Here is a 21,335-nt window from a genome sequence, read left to right as displayed (position 1 = left end):
AATGTACAATTATTTTTTTGAAAATATAGAAAAAGAGCTATCGCTAGCGGATTTTTTTACCCGCTATTGCGACAGCTCCCTTATATAATATTATTGAATATACTTATTAATTATTATAGAAAAGACTTTCTGACGCATATTCTGCATCACATGTTACATCAATTCCAAGTTTTCTAAATGTTTGCTCATCACTAGTTGGTAATATTGTTGTTGAATGAGCTTGACAATTTTTAAGCATAGCTAACTTTTCCATTGCTACTTGAGCTGTAGGATTAGTTGCAGCTGAAATACTTAAAGCAATTAATACTTCTTCACAATTTAATGATACTTTTTTATTTCCTAATGTTTTAGATTTTAAATCTAAAATTGGTTCTAAAATAACTGGTGAAATTAAGTGCATATCATCAGCAATATTAGCTAAATATTTTATTGAATTTAATAAGGCTGCTGCAGAAGCATCTAATAATTCTGACCCCTTACCTGTAAGAATAGTTCCATCTTCTAACTCAATAGCAACTGCTGTACAGATATCACTATTTAATTCTTTTAATTTAATAGCACGTTCTCTTGCTGGAAGAACAACATTTCTATCTTCTTCTTTTAGGTTAACTTGTTCCATTATAAGCTTTGCATGTTCAAATGTTTCCTTATCAACATAACCTTTTTTATATTCACAACCAGTCTTAAAATATCTTCTTATTATTTCTTGTCTTGAAGCCTCTTTAACAACTTCATCATCAACTATACCAAAACCAACTCTATTAACTCCCATATCAGTTGGTGATTTATAAACTGATTCTTTTCCTGTTATCTTTTCAATAATTCTCTTAAGTACAGGGAATGTTTCTAAATCTCTGTTATAGTTAACTGCAGTTTCTCCATAAGCTTCTAAATGGAAGTAATCTATCATGTTAACATCCTTTAAGTCAACTGTTGCAGCTTCATAAGCTATATTTAATGGATGCTTTAATGGAACATTCCATACTGGGAATGTTTCAAACTTAGAATATCCAGCAACATTTCCTCTTTTATTTTCATGATATAATTGGCTTAAACATGTAGCAAGCTTTCCACTTCCTGGCCCTGGTGCAGTAACAACCACTATTGGCTTACTAGTTTCTATATAAGGGTTCTTACCATATCCTTCTTCACTAACTATAGTATCAACATCTGTTGGATACCCTTTAGTAGCTCTATGCTTATAAACTTTTATTCCACGTCTTTCTAATTTGTTAATGAAAACAGTAGTTGAAGGTTGATCATTATATCTAGTTATTACAACTGAATTTACTTCTAGATCATAGCTTCTTAAATCGTCAATTAATCTTAAAACATCCATGTCATAAGTAATTCCGAAATCGCCTCTTATTTTATTTCTTTCTATATCTCCTGCATAAACACAAATAACTACTTCTACATTTTCTCTTAATTTATGTAATAATTTAATTTTTGCATTTTCATCAAATCCAGGTAAAACTCTTTTTGCATGTAAATCAAATAAAAGTTTTCCACCAAACTCTAAGTATAGCTTATCGTAGTTATTAACTCTTTCTAATATGTACTTAGATTGCTCTTCTAAATATTTTTCATGATCAAATCCTATTTTCATATGTCCACTCCTAATTTTATAGTTTTTTTTTAGTATGAATTGTTTCTATTATGAAACCACTCATACTAGCTGTAACTATTAATAATAAAATTTTGTTTTTATTATTATTTAGGCACAAAATCTATAATATTATTACACAAATTCTTGATAAAGTAAATCATAAAATACGAATTTTTTATTATAAATTTTTTTTATAATTCGCTAGTTGTGAAATACTCTAATCTGACATTGATTTATAGCTAATTACACAAAAAATGACAAGTCTTTAACTTGTCATTTTTATCTCCCACTTAGGTACAACTTTATTTACTTACGTTACCTGCAACATTTAAAACATCCCATGTTCTTGCAAATGGTGGTGAATAGCAAAGATCTAACATTCCTAATTGATCTGTTGTCATCTTTGCATAAATACAAGCAGCTAATACATTACATCTTTGAACTGCATCTTTATATCCTGCTACTTGACCACCTAAAATTACTTTAGTATGTGCATCATATATTAACTTAACATAAATTCTTTCTCTACCTGGATAGTAACTAGTTTGATTCATATCTGTTATAAATTTAGTTTTATAATTAAACCCTAAATCTAAAACTTCTTTTTCTGAAAGTCCAGTTCTTGCTGCTTCCATATTCATAACCTTTATACAGCTAGATGCTAGTGATCCTTGGAATGAGTTATTTTGACCTGCTAAATTTTCACCAACTATTCTTCCAAGCTTATTAGCTCCTGTTGCAAGAGGTACATATACTTCTTTATCAGTAATTAAACTGTTTATAGTTGCACAATCTCCTGCAGAATATACATCTTCTACTGATGTTCTTCCATATTTATCAACTACGATTGCACCATTTCTAATCATTTTTATTTCATCTGGATTTAAGAAGTCAGTATTTGGTCTTACACCTGTAGCAAGTATAACTATATCTGCTTCTATTTCTCTTTTATCAGTTTTAACCTTAGAAACTCTTCCATCACCAATAAGCTCAGTTACAGTTTCTGATAATAAAAGATTAACTCCACTCTCTCTTAACTCTTCTTCTAAAAGATCAGTTATATCTTTATCAAATACTTCTTGAAGAACTCTGTCTTGAAGTTGAATAACAGTAACTTCTTTACCTCTATGCTTTGCAGCTTCAACAGCTTCAAGTCCAATAAAACCAGCACCTATGATAGCAACTTTTTTATATTCTTCATTTGCCATTAATTCTCTTAATTTATTACCATCATCCATTGATTTTAATGTAACTACATTTTCTAAGTTAACATTTTTTATTGGTGGTATAATTGCTCTTGCACCACTTGCAATCATTAACTTATCATAGCTTTCTTCTATTATTTCATTACTATCAAGTTTCTTTATTGTTAACTTTTTATTAGCGAAATCTACATTTGTTACTTCATGCTTTGTATGTATTTCTACACCTGATTGTCTAAATGCTTCTGGAGTTCTTGCTATCATTTCATTTGAATCTTCAAAGAATCCTCCAACATAATATGGAAGCCCACATGCTCCAAAAGATACTATGTCTCCCTTTTCATAAACTACTACATCATCATTTGGTGAAAGTCTTTTAAATTTAGCTGCAGCACTCATTCCTGCTGCTATACCACCGATGATTACAACCTTCATCTAAAACACCATCCTCTTATTACAATTAAAATCTTAATTATTTATAGTTTACTCTTTATCTTATGTTAATATCAAAATAAACCACATATTAAGTAATATTTATTATCATTATAAATGAAATAAAAAAAAATAATAGTCCTAAATTTAGAACCATTACTTTTATTTGTAATAATTTAATTATTTTTTAGTTTTACTTAACTTCAATTCCACCTAAAACTGCAGTATACTTAATCCTTACTTTTGGTCCTGATAAAGCATTTCTATTTATTTTATGCTCAAATCCACCAAGTATAGGTGTCCCTGAAATTATTTCCACTCTAACATTATCAGGTAAAAATATATCTATACCGCCTAAAACTGCAGTAAGCTCTAATACTATATCTTCTGTTATTTTAGCTTCTCTTAAATCTATACCTAAGCCACCAAGTATTGCTTCTGCAACAATTCCCTTTAAATCTTCAGATGTATTCTTATAATCTCCTCCACCTAAAATTGCAGTATATCTTGGATATTGAGTTGAATCATACATATAAGATTTACTCTTAATATCTTCATCTGATTCAATTCCTCTTTTTTTCCCTGATCTAAAAAATGTTGCTAGTATAGAAATACCTATAGCTACTAATATTAATGGAAAAACTAATTTCCACATAACTCTTCCACTTATAATATCTAAACTATCAAAAAGTAATATAATTCCTACTATAATTAGTACCCCTGATCCCCAATTAAATCCATATCTAACCATAGATATTAATCCAGGTATAATTAAAAATAAAGTCCACCAACCCGGGAAAAATATATCTATATCCCAGATATCAAGTGCATTTCCACCAAATATAATACCAACCGCTACAAATAATAATCCCCAAATAAGCGCTGAATAATCTTTTTTCATCATTTACCTCCCAATATTTTACTCCCACCTATATAATAGCATATATTATAATACAATCTAAATAAATATTTGAAAAAGTATTGGCAAGAATATAGCCGGTAGTAAATTTGCTACCTTTATTTTAGTTACTCCTAGCATGTTAAATCCAAGTCCTACAATTAATAATCCACCAATTGCACTCATATTTGTAATTACTGTAGTACTTAAAACTCCAGATAAAATTCCTGCTCCTAACGTTATTGCCCCTTGATATATAAATACAGTTACTGCAGAGAATATTACACCTATTCCCAAAGATGATGTAAAGATAATAGATGATATTCCATCTAAAATTGATTTAGTAAATAAAGTATCATGGTTACCCTTAAGTCCACTTTCTAATGCCCCAACTATGGCCATAGCTCCAACACAAAATAAAAGACTTGATGTTACAAATCCTTCCGCTAATGATATATTATTACCTTTTTTACTTTTAAATTTACTTTCTAAGTAATCTCCCAGTTTATTTAACCATTTATCAATATCTATAACTTCTCCAATTAAAGCCCCTATAGCTATTGATATAATCATTATTAAAGTATCTTCTCCTTTTAAAGCTCCTGATATCCCTATGTATAGTACACATAATGCTAATCCATTCATTATTGTTGTACTTATTTTTTCTGTTAATCTTCCCTTTAGCAAAAGACCAACTAAGCAACCAACCATTACTGCTATTGAATTTACTATAGTTCCTAACATATTTACCCCCTTATTAGTTTACTTCATATAATTATACCAATATTTTGTAATTTTTTATATTCTTTTTATATACTCTCTCTCATAAAATAATTATGTAACAATAATTTGAGAGGTGTGAAATGTTTGATAACAACTCATTATTTCCCTTGCTTCTTTCTACTATAGCAGGATTATCTACTGTTTTAGGAGCTATCATCATATTTTTTACTAAGTCAAGAAATGAAAAATTTTTAACATTTGCTCTTGGCTTTTCTGCCGGTGTAATGATTGCCGTATCATTTACTGATTTATTTCCTACTGCCCAAACCGCTATATCTAAATATCATGGAAATACACCTGGAGTACTATGGTCTATTTTATTCATGTTGATTGGTGCTATAATGGCCTATTTAATAGACCTTTTAATTCCAGAAGGTAACAGCAACAAAATTGCTCAATATGATAATAACTTTGATATTTTCCGAGTTGGCTTAGTATCAACTATCGCTTTGATGATACATAACTTTCCTGAAGGTATAGCAACTTTCGTTTCTGGTTATCAAGATACTACACTTGGAATCACTGTAACACTTGCAATTGCACTCCATAACATACCTGAAGGTATCGCAATTGCCATGCCAATTTATTTTGCAAGCAAAAGTAGAGCCAAGGCTCTTAAGTACTCTTTTATTTCTGGTATGGCAGAGCCATTTGGAGCTTTAATTGCATTCATATGTTTAAAACCATTTATTAATGATCTTATTTTAGGAATCATCTTTGCTGTTGTTTGTGGAATAATGTTATATATCTCTTTTGCAGAGCTTATTCCCTCCTCCCAAAAGTATGGTTATTCTAAAATTGCATTAATATCAATTTTTCTAGGCTTTTGTGTAATGCCTTTAACCCATATTTTCGTTTAAGTTTAATATACACTATTTAAATAAATGTATATTTTTTCATCTTTTATAATTATAATAATATAAGATTGTTTTTAGGAGGATTATATGATTTTATTAGCCACAATTGCACTAGTTGGAATTGGATATACTTTAATTGAAATTGCATATAATTTTATAAATAATATTACAATTCCCTAAAAAATTGCCATTCAAATTAACCTAAATCTTAGATTAATTTGAATGGCATAATTATTTTATAACTTTATACTTCATCACCATTTGTTTCTATTACTTTCTTATACCAGTAATAACTATCTTTTTTATAACGATTCATCGAAGAACCTTCTTCCTCTTCTCTATCTACATATACAAATCCATATCTCTTTTGATAACCATTTAACCAACTTAACAAATCAGTAAATGACCAAGTGCAATAAGCAATTACTTCACAACCTTCTTCAATCGCAATTTTCATTTCTTCAATATGTGCCTTTAAGAAGGCTATTCTATATGGATCATGAATTGAATTATCTTCTTCCTTTTTATCAAAAGCACCTAATCCATTTTCAGATATTATTATTGGTAAATTATATCTGCTTGTAATTTCTCTTAAAGCATATCTTAAGCCCATTGGATCAATAGTCCAATCCCAATCTGTTGTTTTTAAATATGGATTAGATGGATTCTTAAATAATCCTGGTTGTCCTGTAACTTGTCCAGATCCTTTAACACCAGTAGTGTTAAATGTTCCATAAGGAGTTACTCCATCAATTGGATTATATTCACATACAGATGTTTGATAATAATTTACACCCATAAAATCAATTTTTGATGCTGCTTCTTTTAATATTTCTTCATCCCCAGCTTCAAATTTCGGTTCCATATTGCTATTTTTTAAGTAAATAAATGTTGACTTAGGGTAATGTCCATAAGCATACATATCCATCCACCAAAAATTCTTCATATCATCATAATCCATTTTTGACATTGCATTAATTGGATTACAATCAATAGCATAGCTTGGGCTATATGCAAAACTTGCTCCTATTTTCCCATTTGGAACTAGTTTCTTAAATTCCAATACTGTTTTTGCATGTGCCATAAATGCGTGATGATTAACTTGATAAAAAGTTTTTACATCATCAAATTTTCCTGGCGGATGCATTGCTGTAAGCCATCCTAAAGAAGTAAATATATTTTGTTCATTTAATGTAATCCAATACTTAACCTTTGAACCAAAACGTTCGAATAATATTTTTGCATATCTAACAAAATCATCTACTATTTTTCTATCCTCAAATCCATTATATTGATCTACTAATGCTTGTGGTAAATCCCAGTGGAATATTGTAACCATTGGCTCAATATTATATTTTAAGCATTCCTCAATTAGTTCTTCATAAAACTTTAATCCTTTTTCATTTACTTCTCCATTTCCATCCGGAATTATTCTTGCCCATGCAATTGAAAAACGATAAGTCTTAAGTCCCATTTCTGCCATTAACTTAATATCTTCTTTAAATCTATGATAATGATCTACTGCCACATCTCCTGTAGTATGTTTAAAAGTTTTACCTTCAATTCTAACAAATTTATCCCAATTTGTAAGTCCTTTGCCATCTTCTAAATAAGCACCTTCTACTTGATATGCAGCAGATGCACTTCCCCATAAAAACCCTTTAGGCATTTTAAAGTTTCCCATTTTTCTCACCCTCTATTTCTAAAAAAATTGTAATTATAGTTAATTCTAACAAATCATTAATTTAATTTCTATATTAATATTTTCACTCTTTTTATATTACTAATTAGAGATTAAATGCTTTTAATATATCTTTTGGATTTGTAGTTGTTTTTATTTTTTCTATTAACTCAATATCTTCTAGTGATTTTGCTATACTTGATATTATTTCTAAATGTTCATCATGCTTAGCCGCAACAGCAATTAATAGATATGCTGTTTGAGTACCAAATTTTATTCCTTTAGGATATTGTAAAACTATAATTCCTGCCTTTTCAACTTCACTCTTTCCACTTTCCGTACCATGAGGTATAGCAATTCCAAGGCCAATATATGTAGATATTATATTTTCCCTTTCTAACATAGAATCTATATATTCATATTTTGTATAACCATTATTAAATAAAAGTTCACCAGCTCTTATTATAGCTTCTTCCTTAGATTCGCTTTCTAAGCCTAACAAAATATTCCCTTCATTTAATAATGTATTATTTTCAACTTCAAGTAGATCTTCTACAGCATTAATTTCATTGCCCTCATTCTTTTTACTTAACTTCTCATATAAAACTTCTAAATTATCATCTTCTAAAAAGTTTTCTATAAAAATAATTTTATCCTTATTAATCTCTTTTTTTATACTATCCAATAGCCCTTTATGAGTTATTATTATATCAGCATCATCAGGTATATTAGCTACAGATGAATTAACTACTTCTATATCTAAATTAAAATCTTTTATTCTATTTCTAAAATTTGTTGCTCCCATAGCGCTTGACCCCATTCCTACATCACATGCAAACACTATTTTCTTTATATCTTTAATATCCAAGTCTAATTCCTGCACATTTTCCCTATTAGTATTTTTATCATCTTTTTCTCTATATTTTCTTTTTAATAAAAACGCAGATATAAAAAATGAAACTATAGCTCCAACACAAACTCCTAATAAATTTGTTAAAATATCACTTTTATGAGATAGCATCATTATAGAAAAAATACTTCCCGGAGATGCTGTTGCTATTAATCCAGAATTAAAAGTTAAAAAAGTTATTATAGAAACAATACTTCCTATAATTGCTGCTAATAACAATGATGGATTTATTAATATGTATGGAAAATATATTTCGTGTATCCCTCCAAAAAACTGAATTATAGCAGCACTAGGAGCTGACTGTTTCATGGTTCCTTTACTATATATAAAGTAAGATAATATTACACCTAATCCTGGACCAGGATTTGCTTCTAATAAATACAATATTGATTTTCCATATTCATTAACTTGATCTAGTGCTATTACACCTATTATTCCATGATTTATTGCATTATTTAAAAATAGTACTTTTATTGGTTCCATAAATACTGCCAATAACGGTAATAATCCATTTTTAACAATAAAAGATACCCCTATATTCATTACTCCTACAATGATAGTCATACTTGGTCCAATTACAAACAATCCTACTATAGCTAATATCATTCCTATAATAGCAAGTGAAAAATTATTTACTAACATCTCAAATCCAGCTGGAACTTTATCTTTTATTATTTTGTCAAATTTCTTTATTATGTATCCCGATAAAGGTCCCATTACCATTGCTCCTAAAACCATTGGTATACTAGTACTAGCTATTACACCAATTGTTGATATTGCTGCAACAACTCCTCCCCTTGGTCCCCCAGTAACTTTACCTCCCGTAATGCCTACTAATAATGGTAATAAATATTGTGTTAAGGGTTCTACTAGTAATGTTATCTTTTCATTTGGAAACCATCCTGTAGGAGTAAATATAGCAGTTATGAATCCCCATGCTATAAATGCACCTATATTGGGTATAATCATACTACTTATAAAATTTCCAAAGCTCTGTACTTTTTCTTTAATCACTACCTTTTTTCTCCTCTCTAGTTTCCTTTTATATTCCATATGCTAATTTTATCCTTATATTTCTTTTATATCAATTATTTTATAACTATTATTCAAAATTGTATTCACTTCAAAATATTATATAAAGAATAACACCAAAAGCATTTTGAATTTTACTTTTGGTGTTAGACTTTTAGAGATTAAATTTTGAGTTTTAAATATTTATATAAAAATATTATGCGCCTATTAATTTCTTAACTTCATCATAATATTTTTCTACCTTATCTAATACATCAGTATCACCTGATATTTTTGATATTTCAGCTAAAGATTCTTTAATACCTTTTTCATTAATTAAACTTTGTAATTGTACACTTTGAGCATCTTCTTTATTATCATAATGAAGTGCTGCCCCTACGCCTAATAATAAGTTATCTGTATTAATATTAAAGCCTCTTGCTGTAATTAATGGTTTTATTAATCTATCATTTTCATTTAGTTTTCTTAAAGGTTCTCTTCCAACCCTTGCCACATCATCTTTTAAATATGGATTCTTAAATCTATCTATTATTTTATTTATATATTTATAATGAGCTTCTTCATCAAAATTATATTTAGCAATTAATCCTTTTCCACTTTCAATCATTGCCTTTTTAACAAAATCGTAAATAACTTCATCTTTAATACTTTCTTCTATTGTTTCATATCCTTTTAAGTATCCAAAATAAGCAGTTATTGCATGTCCAGTATTTAATGTAAATAGCTTTCTTTCGATATAAGCCATTAAATTATCTACTAAATTCATACCTTCTATCTTAGGTATTTCACCTTTAAATGCTTTTTCTTCAACATTCCATTCATAGTAATTCTCAACTACAACATCTAAAATATTTTCACTTTTCACAGGTGGAACTATTCTATCTACAGAACAATTTGGGAATCCTACAAATTCTTCTAAATAATCAACTTCATCTTTAGTTAAATACTTCTTAACTTCTTCCTCAAGTTGTGAACTAGCCTTAATTGCATTTTCACATGCAATTATGTTTAAATAGTTCTTTACTCCATTTTCTTTTCTAAGAGCTATACCTTTTGCTATTGTTGGTGCTATTCTTGGTAAAACAACCGGCCCAACTGCAGTAGTTATAATTTCAGCTTCAACTATTTCTTTGTATATTTCATTATTTATTGATATAACACCACTTATATCATTAACTTTCTCTTCTGAACACACAGTATCCATTACATGAATTGTATACTCTTTATCTTTATTAATCTTATCAATTATTTCAGTATTTACATCTGCAAATACTACATGATATCCTGCCTTATATAATAATGATCCTATAAAACCTCTTCCTATATTTCCTGCTCCAAATTGAATTGCTTTTTTCATTAATAACTCCTCCTCATATCATCATTTAACATATTAAATATCTCTAAATTACTAGTAAAACTATTAAAATTATTAGTCATCTTAGCGTATTCATTTAATCTTTTTAATTGATTTTTTCCTGTTCTTATTTCTTTACCTTTTAAATATGGATTTTTAAATCTATCAATTGTTTTTTCTATATACCCTAAATTGCTTTTTTCATCAAATTTATATTTAACTGCTATTTTTGATGCACTTTCTTTTACTAAGTCTTTTACTAAATCATATATAAACTTATCATTTACACTTTCTTCTATAGATGTGTATCCTCTTAGCTTTCCAAAATACGAGGTCATAGCATACACTGTGTTTATTATAAATATACTTCTTTCAATATAGGCATTTAAATCATCTACAAAATTGGCACTTTCTATACTTGATATATCACCTTTAAATCCATTTCTATCTATTATCCATTGGCAATATTTCTCTGCTTGAGTGTAGAAATCGTTTTCATTTATATTTGGCATTACTATTCTATCAACTAAACAATTTGGAAATCCAATATACTCATCCAAATAATTTATTTCATCTCTATTTAAGTGTTTTTTTATTTCATCTTTAAGTTTTGTACTAGATTCTATAATATTTTCACATGAAATTATATTTAGATTTAGCTTACTTTCATTTTTATTTCTAATCTTTATTCCTTTTGCTATAATTAATGCAACTTGTGGTATATATCTTGATTCAATAGCTGCTGTTATTATTTCAGCATCAACTATTTCATTTATTATTTTATCACTTGTTAACATAACACCACTTATATTATTAACCTGCTCCTCTGTACACTCAATATCTTTTACATGAATTAAATATTGATTATTTTCGTTAAGCTTATTAATTATTTCATTATTTATATCAGAAAAAACTACTTGATAATTTGATTTTGAAAGTAATGGTCCTATAACTCCCCTACCTATATTTCCTGCTCCAAATTGAATTGCCTTTTTCATAAGAAATACCTCTTATTATTTGTTAAAAGTTTTTAATATTTCAAATTTGTCACTTGTATTTTTAAGCTTGTCTACTAACGTTTCATCTTCTAATGATATTGCGATATTAGATAATATTTCTAAATGATCATCTCCAACTCCAGCGATACCAATAACTAAGTATGCTAAATCATCACCAAAGACTACACCATCTGGATACTGAAGAACAACTATTCCCGATTTCTCAACTTCTTTTTTTGCTTCACCAACTCCATGCGGAATTGCTATTCCCATTCCTATATAAGTAGATACTATTTTTTCTCTTTCTTGCATTGCAGCTATATAGTTATTCTTAACGTACCCTTCTTTAACTAATATCTTACCAGCTCTCTCTATAGCATCTTCCTTGCTTTCACTTGATAATCCTAAAATTATATTATCACTCTTTAATATTGAAGTTTCTCTAGCTTGTACTGATGCTGCTACTTCTGCCACCGCAACTTCTTCTAACTCTCTATTTCCATCTGCTCTGTTTTCTAATATAGAATACAGCTTGTCCAGCTTGCTATCTTGTAAGAAATTATCTATAAACACATGATCTGCTTGTGGAGAATTTTTTCTTGCTCTTTCCTCTAACTTTTTATGACTTACAACTATATCTGCATCAGATGGTATTGTATCAACTGATGAATTAATAACCGTTATATTTGAAGCAAAACCTTTTGTTCTATTTCTAAACTTTGTTGCTCCCATTGCACTTGATCCCATTCCAGCATCACAAGCAAATACTATTTTATTGATTACTTCTTTATTAATTACTACCTCTTCATTTTCAGAAACAGTTTCATCATTATTATCACTTAACTTTTTAGCAGCTTTTCTAACTAATGGTGCTGCAACAACAAATGATACAGCTGTAGAAACCGCAACCCCTGCTAGGATTCCAATCATTCCACCCTTTGGTGCTAATGCCATTAAAGCAAATATACTTCCTGGTGATGGAGTTGCTACTAATCCAGCATTAAAAATTGAAAATACTAATATACCTGCAGCACTACCAACTATTGGTGCTATTATTAATAATGGATTCATTAATACATAAGGGAAGTAAATTTCATGAATTCCACCTAGTGCATGTATAATTGCTGCACCTGGTGCCGATTGTTTCATTCCACCTTTACTATAGAAACAATATGCTAATAATACTCCAAGACCTGGACCTGGGTTTGCTTCTAATAAGTACATTATAGATTGCCCAAGTTCTTTCGTCTGCTCAATACCAATTGGACCAATAATACCATGATTTATTGCATTATTTAAAAATAATACCTTAGCTGGCTCAATAAATATTGCTACTAAAGGAAGTAATCCTTTAGAAATTATTACTTCAACCCCTAACTTAAGACCTTCAGTTAAAATTACAACTACTGGTCCTATAGCATAAAATCCAACTATTGCAAGTATTAAACCAATGATTCCAACTGAAAAATTGTTAATTAACATCTCAAATCCTGCTGGAGCTTTACCTTCAATAGCTTTATCAAATTTCTTAATAGTATATCCAGCTAGTGGACCCATTATCATAGCTCCAATAAACATTGGAATATCTGCACCTACTATAACACCTGCAGTTGCAATTGCACCTATTACTCCACCTCTTACATCTCCAACTACTCTACCACCAGTATATCCAACCAATAATGGAAGTAAATACTTTAACATTGGATCAACTAAACTCGCTAATTGCTCGTTAGGAAACCACCCTGTTTCGATGAATAATGCAGTAATTAATCCCCAAGCTATAAACGCTCCTATATTAGGCATTACCATTCCGCTTAAGAACTTACCAAATTTTTGAACTTTCTCCTTGATCATCTCTACTCCTCCATAATACTCTTTAATTCCTTCCTATATAAATCACCTAAAACCTTTTCTATAATATTAGTTAACTCTTCTTCACTACTTTTTTTAATGGATTCCCTAAAGCTTTCCTTCTCTATTATTTCTCCATTTATGTAGCTCATTATATTTATCTGAGTTTGTGTATTTTTTTCAGGAATTAAAGAAACAATTGCAAAATCAATTTCTTTATTATTCTCTATTAACTTTTCTTTTAATCTTACAACTCCAAATTTACAAGAAGTAATATTTTCATCTTTACAATGTAGTAACATCATATTGAATCCTTTTAAATAGGTGCTAGATTTCATTTCTCTTTCAATCAATGACTTTTTTATTTGCTTTGAATGATTTACATTATTAGCAAAAATACTACTAGCTATTCCTATCAAATCGTTTACTGATTCTACATAGTTAATTTCTCTTACTTTTACTTCTTCTATTATTGAAATTATTTCAGTGCCCAAATTTGTTATACTTTTTATTTTATCTTTGTCACACTTAACTTCTTTTTTTGCTATTTTTTTAAATATTCTATCCTTAGAATATCTATGAATAAATTCTTTTAACTTTATTTTATCCTTTTGTAGAAACATTGGATTTAAGCAAATATGCTTATAATCTACATCTAACTCTACTGTTGATATTATAAAGTCGATACCTTCATTTTTTAACTTATCTGTATCAATATTTATAGCTGATATACTACTTTTAATATCCAAGTTTTGATATTCTTTTTTTATATTTACAGCTAATAACCTTGATGTTCCAATACCTGTTGGACATGCTATTACAACTGATAAGTTTTCACTTTTTATATTTTCTTCTATTGCAGCAGCAATGTGCATTGCTATATACGCAACTTCAGATTCTGGTATTTTATTTACTTTAGTAATTTTCTTTAATATTTCACAAGCATTTTCACAAGAATCATAAATTTCTTTATACTGTTCCTTTATATTTTCTAATAATGGATTTCTAATATTAAGTTTCATAGTCATTCTACTAACTGCAGGAACTAAATGATTATATATATCTTTGCTTAATTTTTGCTTATTAAGTATTTCAATATTAAAGTCTTTTTCAACCTCTGATATTATATAATTAGAAATTTGCTTAATATCTAAGTTATCTAAATCAATATCATTTTTTACTTTATTTAATCTTAATCTTGCTCCCTTTAAATGCATTGTTATATAACCAATTTCATCTTTAGGAATTTCAATAATAAATATTTTTTCTAATTCATTTGTTATTTCAGTTGCAACTGCAAATTCAGGTAATAATTCTAATTCACTTAATGAATCTTTATCCATTGAAATTTTTTCACCATTTTTTATTCGTTGAACTGCTAACGATATATGAACAACTAATCCAATATAATCACTATCTATAAGTTTAAAATTACATTTATCCTCTAAATCTGATACGATTTTTTCTATATCTCTAATTATTGTTTTATCAATAAAATTAAGCATTCTATTTTCTATTGAAAACTCTATACTATTTTCAGTATTTGGATTATTCAACGATTTTTTTAAAAGCTTTATTAACTCTTTTTCATCTAGAGTCTTGTACAAAATATCTGCTAATACTTTTCTATAATTATTTTCATTACCTTCTAGATAAATCCCTAAACCTTGTTTTCTAATAAGCTTTATATCAAATTCTTTTAACCACGCTTCAACTCCATCTAAATCATTACTTAAAGTTCCCTCTGAAACTTTTAATTGATTAGTAAAGTAAAATAATTTTAATGGTTCTTTATTTACTAATAGCTCACCTAAAATAATTCTTTTTCTTTCATCTTTGGTATATTCTTTTTGAATACTTTCAACTTCTAGAAGTTCTAATATTAATTGTTGATTCTCTAGATTTTCATCTATTATTAAACCAACACCTGGTTTTTTAATAAAATTAAATCCATTTTCATCTAACCATTCTTCAATTTTAGGCATCTCTCTTAATACAGTTCTTGAACTTATATTTAAGCTTTCAGCAATTGTCGAAATAGTTATAGGATTTTTACTAGTTGATTTAGTTAAAATTTGTATAATTTGTTTTTGTCTAGACATTAATTTTTTCTTTCTCATAGGCTCTCCTATTAGTGACATTTTTAAATATCAACTACTTACAATTTTATTTTATCTCTATTATTCGTTTACATCAATCTATTCATATGTCATAAATGTCCCCATCACTTAGTGACAAATTTGAGAATATTTATATTTTATTACAGATATAACTTTATTGCACCTTTATCTTTATATATTTTAAATTATCCCCCTTATTTATAGTTATTGAAGAAAAAAAGAAGTGCCCTAAAACACTTCTATTCCTTATTATACTTCCTTATTGCTAATTTTAAAGCTTCATCTTCTAAATCTGAGTATCCTTTAAAAATAACTTCATCTATATCTTCATTATTAAATAAAAACGTATAATCATTCCCTAAATAGCCTTCTGGATATAAAACCCCAAGATAATCCCAAAGTTTTTCTTCCTCACCCTGTAACTGCATTCTGCCCACTATCATTAGCTTTTTATACCCACCTTTTAAAACTACAATAGATCCTAGTGCTAAAAGTTCTTGTTTATTATTCTCCAATTTATGTACCCCCTATAATATAATACTTCTTATATATCATCATTATAGATTATACATATTTCTATTAAATTATAATAGCTATTTAATAAATATCTATAGCTTTTATATCTAATAATAAAGTTTTATCTTAATCTACTTTCTAATTGTTCTTTAAGTTCTTCATATCCTGGTTTACCTAAAAGTGCAAACATATTCTTTTTATACTCTTCTACTCCTGGTTGATTGAACGGATTTATTCCCAATAAATATCCGCTGATTCCACATGATTTTTCAAAGAAATAAACTAATTGCCCAAAATAATATGGAGTTAATTCAGGTATATTTATAATAATATTAGGCACTCCCCCATCATTATGTGCTAATACAGTTCCTTCGAATGCCTTTTTATTCACATAGTCGATAGTTTTCCCTTTTAAAAAGTTTAATCCATCAACATTACCTTCCATTTCACCAATAACTATATTTTTATTGACCTTTTCAACATTAAGAACTGTTTCAAACATTATTCTACTACCATCTTGAATAAATTGTCCCATTGAATGTAAATCTGTTGAAAAGTCAACTGCAGCTGGGAAAATTCCCTTTTTATCTTTTCCTTCTGACTCTCCATATAATTGCTTCCACCATTCATTAAAATAATGTAATGATGGTTCGTAATTAACTAAAACCTCAATTGATTTTCCTTTATTATATAAAATATTTCTTAATGCTGCATATTTATAACAATCATTTTCTTCTAATGAACTACTAGAATATTTTTCTCTTGCATCTGCTGCACCTTTCATAATTTCATCAATGTTAATACCAGCCACTGAAATCGGTAATAATCCAACTGCTGTTAATACAGTAAATCTACCACCTACATTATCAGGTATAACAAATGTTTCATATCCCATTTCATTTGATAATCCCTTTAATGCTCCTCTTTCTCTATCTGTTGTTACAAATATTCTTTCTCTAGCTTCATCAGCTCCATATTTCTCTTCCATATACTTCTTAAATAATCTAAAAGCTATAGCTGGTTCTGTTGTTGTTCCTGACTTAGATATTACATTTACTGAAATATCTATACCATCAATAACCTCAAATAATTCTGATATATAAGTAGAGCTTATATTATTTCCTACAAAAAATACTTTTGGAGCTTTCCTTTTTGACTTAGGCAACATATTATTAAAATTACTAGTTAGCATTTCAATAGCTGCTCTTGATCCTAAATATGAACCGCCAATTCCAATTACTATCAATACATCTGAATTACTTCTTATTTTCTCTGCTGCAACCTTTATTCTTTCAAATTCTTCTCTATCATAATTTTTAGGTAAGTCCAACCACCCTAAAAAGTCATTTCCTGCACCTGTTCCATTATGAATAACTTCATGTGCACTATTAACCATTGCTTTCATATATCCAATTTCATTTTCATTAATAAATCCTTCTAATTTTGACACATCTAACGATAAACTTCTCATACTCACACTCTCCCATAATAATTTATTTTTAATAAAATGGACTATATCAAAATCAATTTACATTACAATTCGATATAATCCATTCATTTACTTTTAAATTTTATTTACTACTCAACAGTTACTGACTTTGCAAGATTTCTTGGCTTGTCTATATCACAACCTCTTTCAGTTGCTACATAGTATGCTAATAACTGTAATACAACAGCTCCTAATATAGGTGCTATTCTAGTTGAAATTTGTGGTATTCTTATAATTTCATCAAAAACAGATAAATCTACTTCTTGATTTTCATATGCTATACCAATAATTTCAGCTCCTCTAGATTTAACTTCTCTGATATTACTAATCATTTTATCCTTTAAATTACTTTGAGTTAATAATGCTATTATTTTTGTTCCTGGTTCTATTAATGCTATAGTTCCATGCTTAAGCTCTCCACCAGCATATGCTTCTGAATGAATATAAGCTATCTCTTTTATCTTAAGAGCTCCTTCTATTGCTAATGCATAATCAACATCTCTTCCTAAATAGAACAAATCTTTTTCTTGAGATATAAGTTTAGCAATCTTAGCAATTTGAGCTTTCTGATTTAACACTTCTTCTACCTTACTTGGTAACTCTAATAATGCATTTTTAATCTCAGCTTCTTCTTCAGATTTTAATAATCCTTTTAAATCTGCTAAATACATTCCTAATAGGTTCATTACAACAGCTTGAGTTGTATAAGCTTTAGTTGATGCTACTGCAATTTCTGGTCCAGCCATAGTGTATATTACACTATCTGCTTCTCTAGAAATACTACTTCCAACAACATTAGTTATAGCTAATGTTTTAGCTCCTATTTTCTTTGCATCTCTAAGAACTGCTAATGTATCAGCTGTTTCTCCTGACTGACTTAATGTAACTATAAGTGTCTTATTAGTTACTATTGGGTTTCTATATCTAAACTCAGATGCAATTGCTACTTCAACAGGTATTCTTGCTAAATCTTCAATAGCTACCTTTCCCATTAGACCTGCATTATATGCAGTTCCACATGCAACAATATATATTCTATCCATATTTTCTAATTCTTCTGATGTAAGCTTAAAATCACCTAAATTAACTTTTTCATTTAAAGCTACTCTTCCTGCCATTGTATCTTTAATTGCTTTTGGTTGCTCATGAATTTCTTTTAACATGAAAGAATCATAACCACCTTTTTCTGCTGCATCCTCATTCCATGTTACTTTATATATTTCTTTGTTTATTTTATCTCCATTTGCTTCAAATACTTCAACACCTTCATTTGTTAATACAACAAATTCATTATCCTCTAAAAGATAAATATCTCTAGTATAATTTAATACTGCTGGTATATCAGATGCTATAAATGTTTCACCTTGTCCTATTCCAACTATTAATGGACTATCTTTTCTAACAGCAACTATCTTATCTGGTTCTTGCCCAGAAACTACTCCTAAAGCATAACTACCTTCTAATTTTTCAGTAGCCTTTACTACTGCTTCAAAAAGATTGCCATTATAATAATAATGAATTAAGTTTGGTATTACCTCTGTATCTGTTGCAGATTTAAATTCATACCCTTCGCTTTTTAACCATTGGGTAAGCTCACTATAATTTTCAATAATTCCATTATGAACTACAGTAATATCACCTTTTGATGTTTGATGTGGATGTGAATTTACATCTGAAGGCTCTCCATGAGTTGCCCATCTTGTATGTCCAATTCCTATTGTTCCTTCTGCTGAGTTATTTGATAATTCTTCAACAAGATTTGATAAACGACCTTTATGCTTTCTTATTTCAACTTTACCATTATTAATAACTGCTATTCCAGCTGAATCATATCCTCTATATTCTAATTTTGATAATCCTTCTATTAAGAAATCACTTGCTTTCTTCTTTCCTACATAACCAACTATTCCGCACATATATTTTCTTCCTTCCTTACTTTTATTTTTTATAAACCGAATTATTAGTTTAAGATGGAACTTTAATTCAACCTTTAGGTTAGAATTGGTTATACCCCAAGTACACTTAGTCTAAGGGCGTGTCTTTTGTTATCTACTACCTAAAGAGGTAGTAGTGTTGTAACAGCTATCCATCATAAAAAATTTATTGTAATAATTTAATTCAAACATTGTAAAACTACATACAAATGCTGTGACATTAAAAAAATACAATCAAGGTTTTAACACCAGACTAGACCTGTCCTACAAATCGCTTCATAGTTTTACTAGTCGCTAACGGTAGTGCGATACCGTGGGGCACCCGCCGAAGAATTCGATACTCCCCATCCTCGTCAACTCATAAGAGTTCTGGCGCTTTATATTTAAAATTAAACTTCTTACTAATTCCTCCTTTTTTTGAAGTACTAAGTTATATTTATAAATCATTAAAGATAAAATTTTTATAATAGCAGTAATAGTCCTTAGTCGTATAATGTATAACAAATAAAATTAAAATTTTAATTTTAATTTTTATAAATATAACCAAGATTAATTTTATACCAGTAAAATTATTCCTTCAATTAATAGATATTACATAAATGTCACTAAAGAGTTAGTGACAAAATTAAATATAAAAAAACAATGATAAGTTTCAAAACAATTCTTCTTAAACTTATCCATCAATCATATGAAAAAAATTGTATAAGTCATAAATTTAAAGTGCTAATTTAGCATAAAACAAAAAACAACCATTTTACACTTTTATTTGTAAAATGGTTGCTTTTTTAAATTATACTTCTAAAGACTTATAAATTGCCTTAGCTACTCCATCATTATTATTACTATCAGTAATATATTTAGCTATCTCCTTAATCTCTGGAATTGCATTTTCCATAGCATAAGAATTTTCAAATTCAGTAAACATTGAATAATCATTAAAGCTGTCGCCAAGAACTATTACTTCACTCTTATCTATTCCCATTTTTTTAATTGTCTTAGCTAATATTAATCCTTTTTGGGCCTCAATATCACTTATTTCAATATCATTAGAGAAAGTTGATGCTACTGCTAAATCACTTGTGCTTTTCTTTAATTTTTCTTTTAAATTTGCTATTAATTTCTCATCATTATCAAAAGTAACTATTTTTAATACCTCTACATTACTTTCTAAAATTTCATAAACATCATCTATATATTTCATTCCTCTTTCAGTATGGAACTTTTCAACGAATTCTATTACTTCTTCTTCATTCATCTTAGGGTTAAACAATTTAAATCTATCAATAATAGCTTTTTTATCACTTTCTTTATTAGTTACATAAGATCCCTTATTAGTCATTAATTGAATACATAATCCAGCATCATTTAATATATCAAATACTATTTTTACGCTATCTTTATTCATATAAACACTTTCAATAACATTTCCATTTACGTCTCTGTACTCTGCTCCATTACTTAAAATACATTCGCATTTTAAATTACATTCTTCTAAATATGACTTAACAGCACCATAATCTCTTCCTGTTACAATTGTAAAGTGTCTTCCCATTTCTTGAGCTTTTCTTATAGCCTTTAAGTTTTCTTCAGATATCATATGATCATCATTTAGTAAAGTCCCATCCATATCACTTGCAATTAATTTTATCATATCTTATTCTCCTACTCC

15 protein-coding genes are annotated in these 21,335 nt (G+C 28.5%); 1 reads left to right on the top strand and 14 read right to left on the bottom strand.

Features of this window, described 5'->3' with window-relative positions:
* Positions 1–106: 106 nt before the first annotated feature.
* The 4 genes from ABUA17_RS03945 to ABUA17_RS03930 all read right to left on the bottom strand — a co-directional run bounded on the left by ABUA17_RS03945 (position 107) and on the right by ABUA17_RS03930 (position 4,885).
* Positions 107–1,609 (bottom strand): DUF1846 domain-containing protein, encoded by a 1,503-nt coding sequence (locus ABUA17_RS03945; RefSeq protein WP_042394629.1) that lies wholly within the window; start codon positions 1,607–1,609, stop codon positions 107–109.
* 302 nt (positions 1,610–1,911) lie between these two features.
* Positions 1,912–3,246: a CoA-disulfide reductase gene (locus tag ABUA17_RS03940; protein ID WP_042394632.1), complete on the bottom strand. Its 1,335-nt coding sequence runs from the start codon at positions 3,244–3,246 to the stop codon at positions 1,912–1,914.
* 190 nt (positions 3,247–3,436) lie between these two features.
* Positions 3,437–4,144, bottom strand: coding sequence for a LiaF transmembrane domain-containing protein (locus ABUA17_RS03935; RefSeq protein WP_042394635.1), 708 nt, complete (start codon positions 4,142–4,144; stop codon positions 3,437–3,439).
* Between the two features lie 57 nt (positions 4,145–4,201).
* Positions 4,202–4,885, bottom strand: a complete 684-nt coding sequence (locus ABUA17_RS03930; protein ID WP_042394638.1) for a DUF554 domain-containing protein — start codon at positions 4,883–4,885, stop codon at positions 4,202–4,204.
* 119 nt (positions 4,886–5,004) lie between these two features.
* Here ABUA17_RS03930 and zupT point away from each other — a divergent pair, with 119 nt between their 5' ends.
* The gene (zupT, locus tag ABUA17_RS03925) at positions 5,005–5,784 is read left to right on the top strand and encodes a zinc transporter ZupT (protein ID WP_042394642.1); all 780 of its coding nucleotides are present in this window, start codon (positions 5,005–5,007) and stop codon (positions 5,782–5,784) included.
* A gap of 241 nt (positions 5,785–6,025) precedes the next feature.
* On the opposite strand, the gene ABUA17_RS03920 is transcribed toward zupT, so the two are convergent.
* The 10 genes from ABUA17_RS03920 to ABUA17_RS03875 form a co-directional block, all read right to left on the bottom strand.
* Positions 6,026–7,465, bottom strand: a complete 1,440-nt coding sequence (locus tag ABUA17_RS03920) for a glycoside hydrolase family 1 protein (RefSeq protein ID WP_349817918.1) — start codon at positions 7,463–7,465, stop codon at positions 6,026–6,028.
* 103 nt (positions 7,466–7,568) lie between these two features.
* Positions 7,569–9,386: a PTS mannitol transporter subunit IICBA gene (locus ABUA17_RS03915; protein WP_341484941.1), complete on the bottom strand. Its 1,818-nt coding sequence runs from the start codon at positions 9,384–9,386 to the stop codon at positions 7,569–7,571.
* 214 nt (positions 9,387–9,600) lie between these two features.
* Positions 9,601–10,761: a mannitol-1-phosphate 5-dehydrogenase gene (locus tag ABUA17_RS03910; RefSeq protein WP_055277466.1), complete on the bottom strand. Its 1,161-nt coding sequence runs from the start codon at positions 10,759–10,761 to the stop codon at positions 9,601–9,603.
* Complete coding sequence (locus ABUA17_RS03905) at positions 10,761–11,756, bottom strand: mannitol dehydrogenase family protein (RefSeq protein WP_055277464.1); 996 nt, start codon at positions 11,754–11,756, stop codon at positions 10,761–10,763. Before ABUA17_RS03905 ends, ABUA17_RS03910 begins: the two co-directional genes overlap by 1 nt.
* Positions 11,757–11,771: 15 nt before the next feature.
* Complete coding sequence (locus ABUA17_RS03900) at positions 11,772–13,610, bottom strand: PTS mannitol transporter subunit IICBA (RefSeq protein WP_195948469.1); 1,839 nt, start codon at positions 13,608–13,610, stop codon at positions 11,772–11,774.
* 2 nt (positions 13,611–13,612) lie between these two features.
* Positions 13,613–15,727, bottom strand: a complete 2,115-nt coding sequence (locus ABUA17_RS03895; protein ID WP_055277459.1) for a BglG family transcription antiterminator — start codon at positions 15,725–15,727, stop codon at positions 13,613–13,615.
* Positions 15,728–15,966: 239 nt separating this feature from the next.
* The gene (locus ABUA17_RS03890) at positions 15,967–16,242 is read right to left on the bottom strand and encodes a DUF4176 domain-containing protein (protein WP_055277457.1); all 276 of its coding nucleotides are present in this window, start codon (positions 16,240–16,242) and stop codon (positions 15,967–15,969) included.
* A gap of 122 nt (positions 16,243–16,364) precedes the next feature.
* Positions 16,365–17,714 carry a glucose-6-phosphate isomerase gene (locus ABUA17_RS03885; protein ID WP_055277455.1) on the bottom strand — a complete coding sequence of 450 codons (1,350 nt, stop codon included), beginning with the start codon at positions 17,712–17,714 and terminating at the stop codon, positions 16,365–16,367.
* A 107-nt stretch (positions 17,715–17,821) separates the two neighbouring features.
* Positions 17,822–19,648, bottom strand: a complete 1,827-nt coding sequence (glmS, locus tag ABUA17_RS03880; RefSeq protein WP_042394654.1) for a glutamine--fructose-6-phosphate transaminase (isomerizing) — start codon at positions 19,646–19,648, stop codon at positions 17,822–17,824.
* Between the two features lie 808 nt (positions 19,649–20,456).
* Positions 20,457–21,317: a Cof-type HAD-IIB family hydrolase gene (locus ABUA17_RS03875; RefSeq protein ID WP_042394657.1), complete on the bottom strand. Its 861-nt coding sequence runs from the start codon at positions 21,315–21,317 to the stop codon at positions 20,457–20,459.
* Positions 21,318–21,335: the final 18 nt, after the last annotated feature.

Origin of the sequence: Clostridium sp. RTP31139st1_H3_RTP31139_211217, from assembly GCF_040227035.1 — a bacterium.
Classification (GTDB): Bacteria; Bacillota; Clostridia; order Clostridiales; family Clostridiaceae; genus Clostridium; species Clostridium saudiense.
Note: the sequence above shows the minus strand (reverse complement) of the source record. Positions and strands in the feature narration are given on the sequence as shown.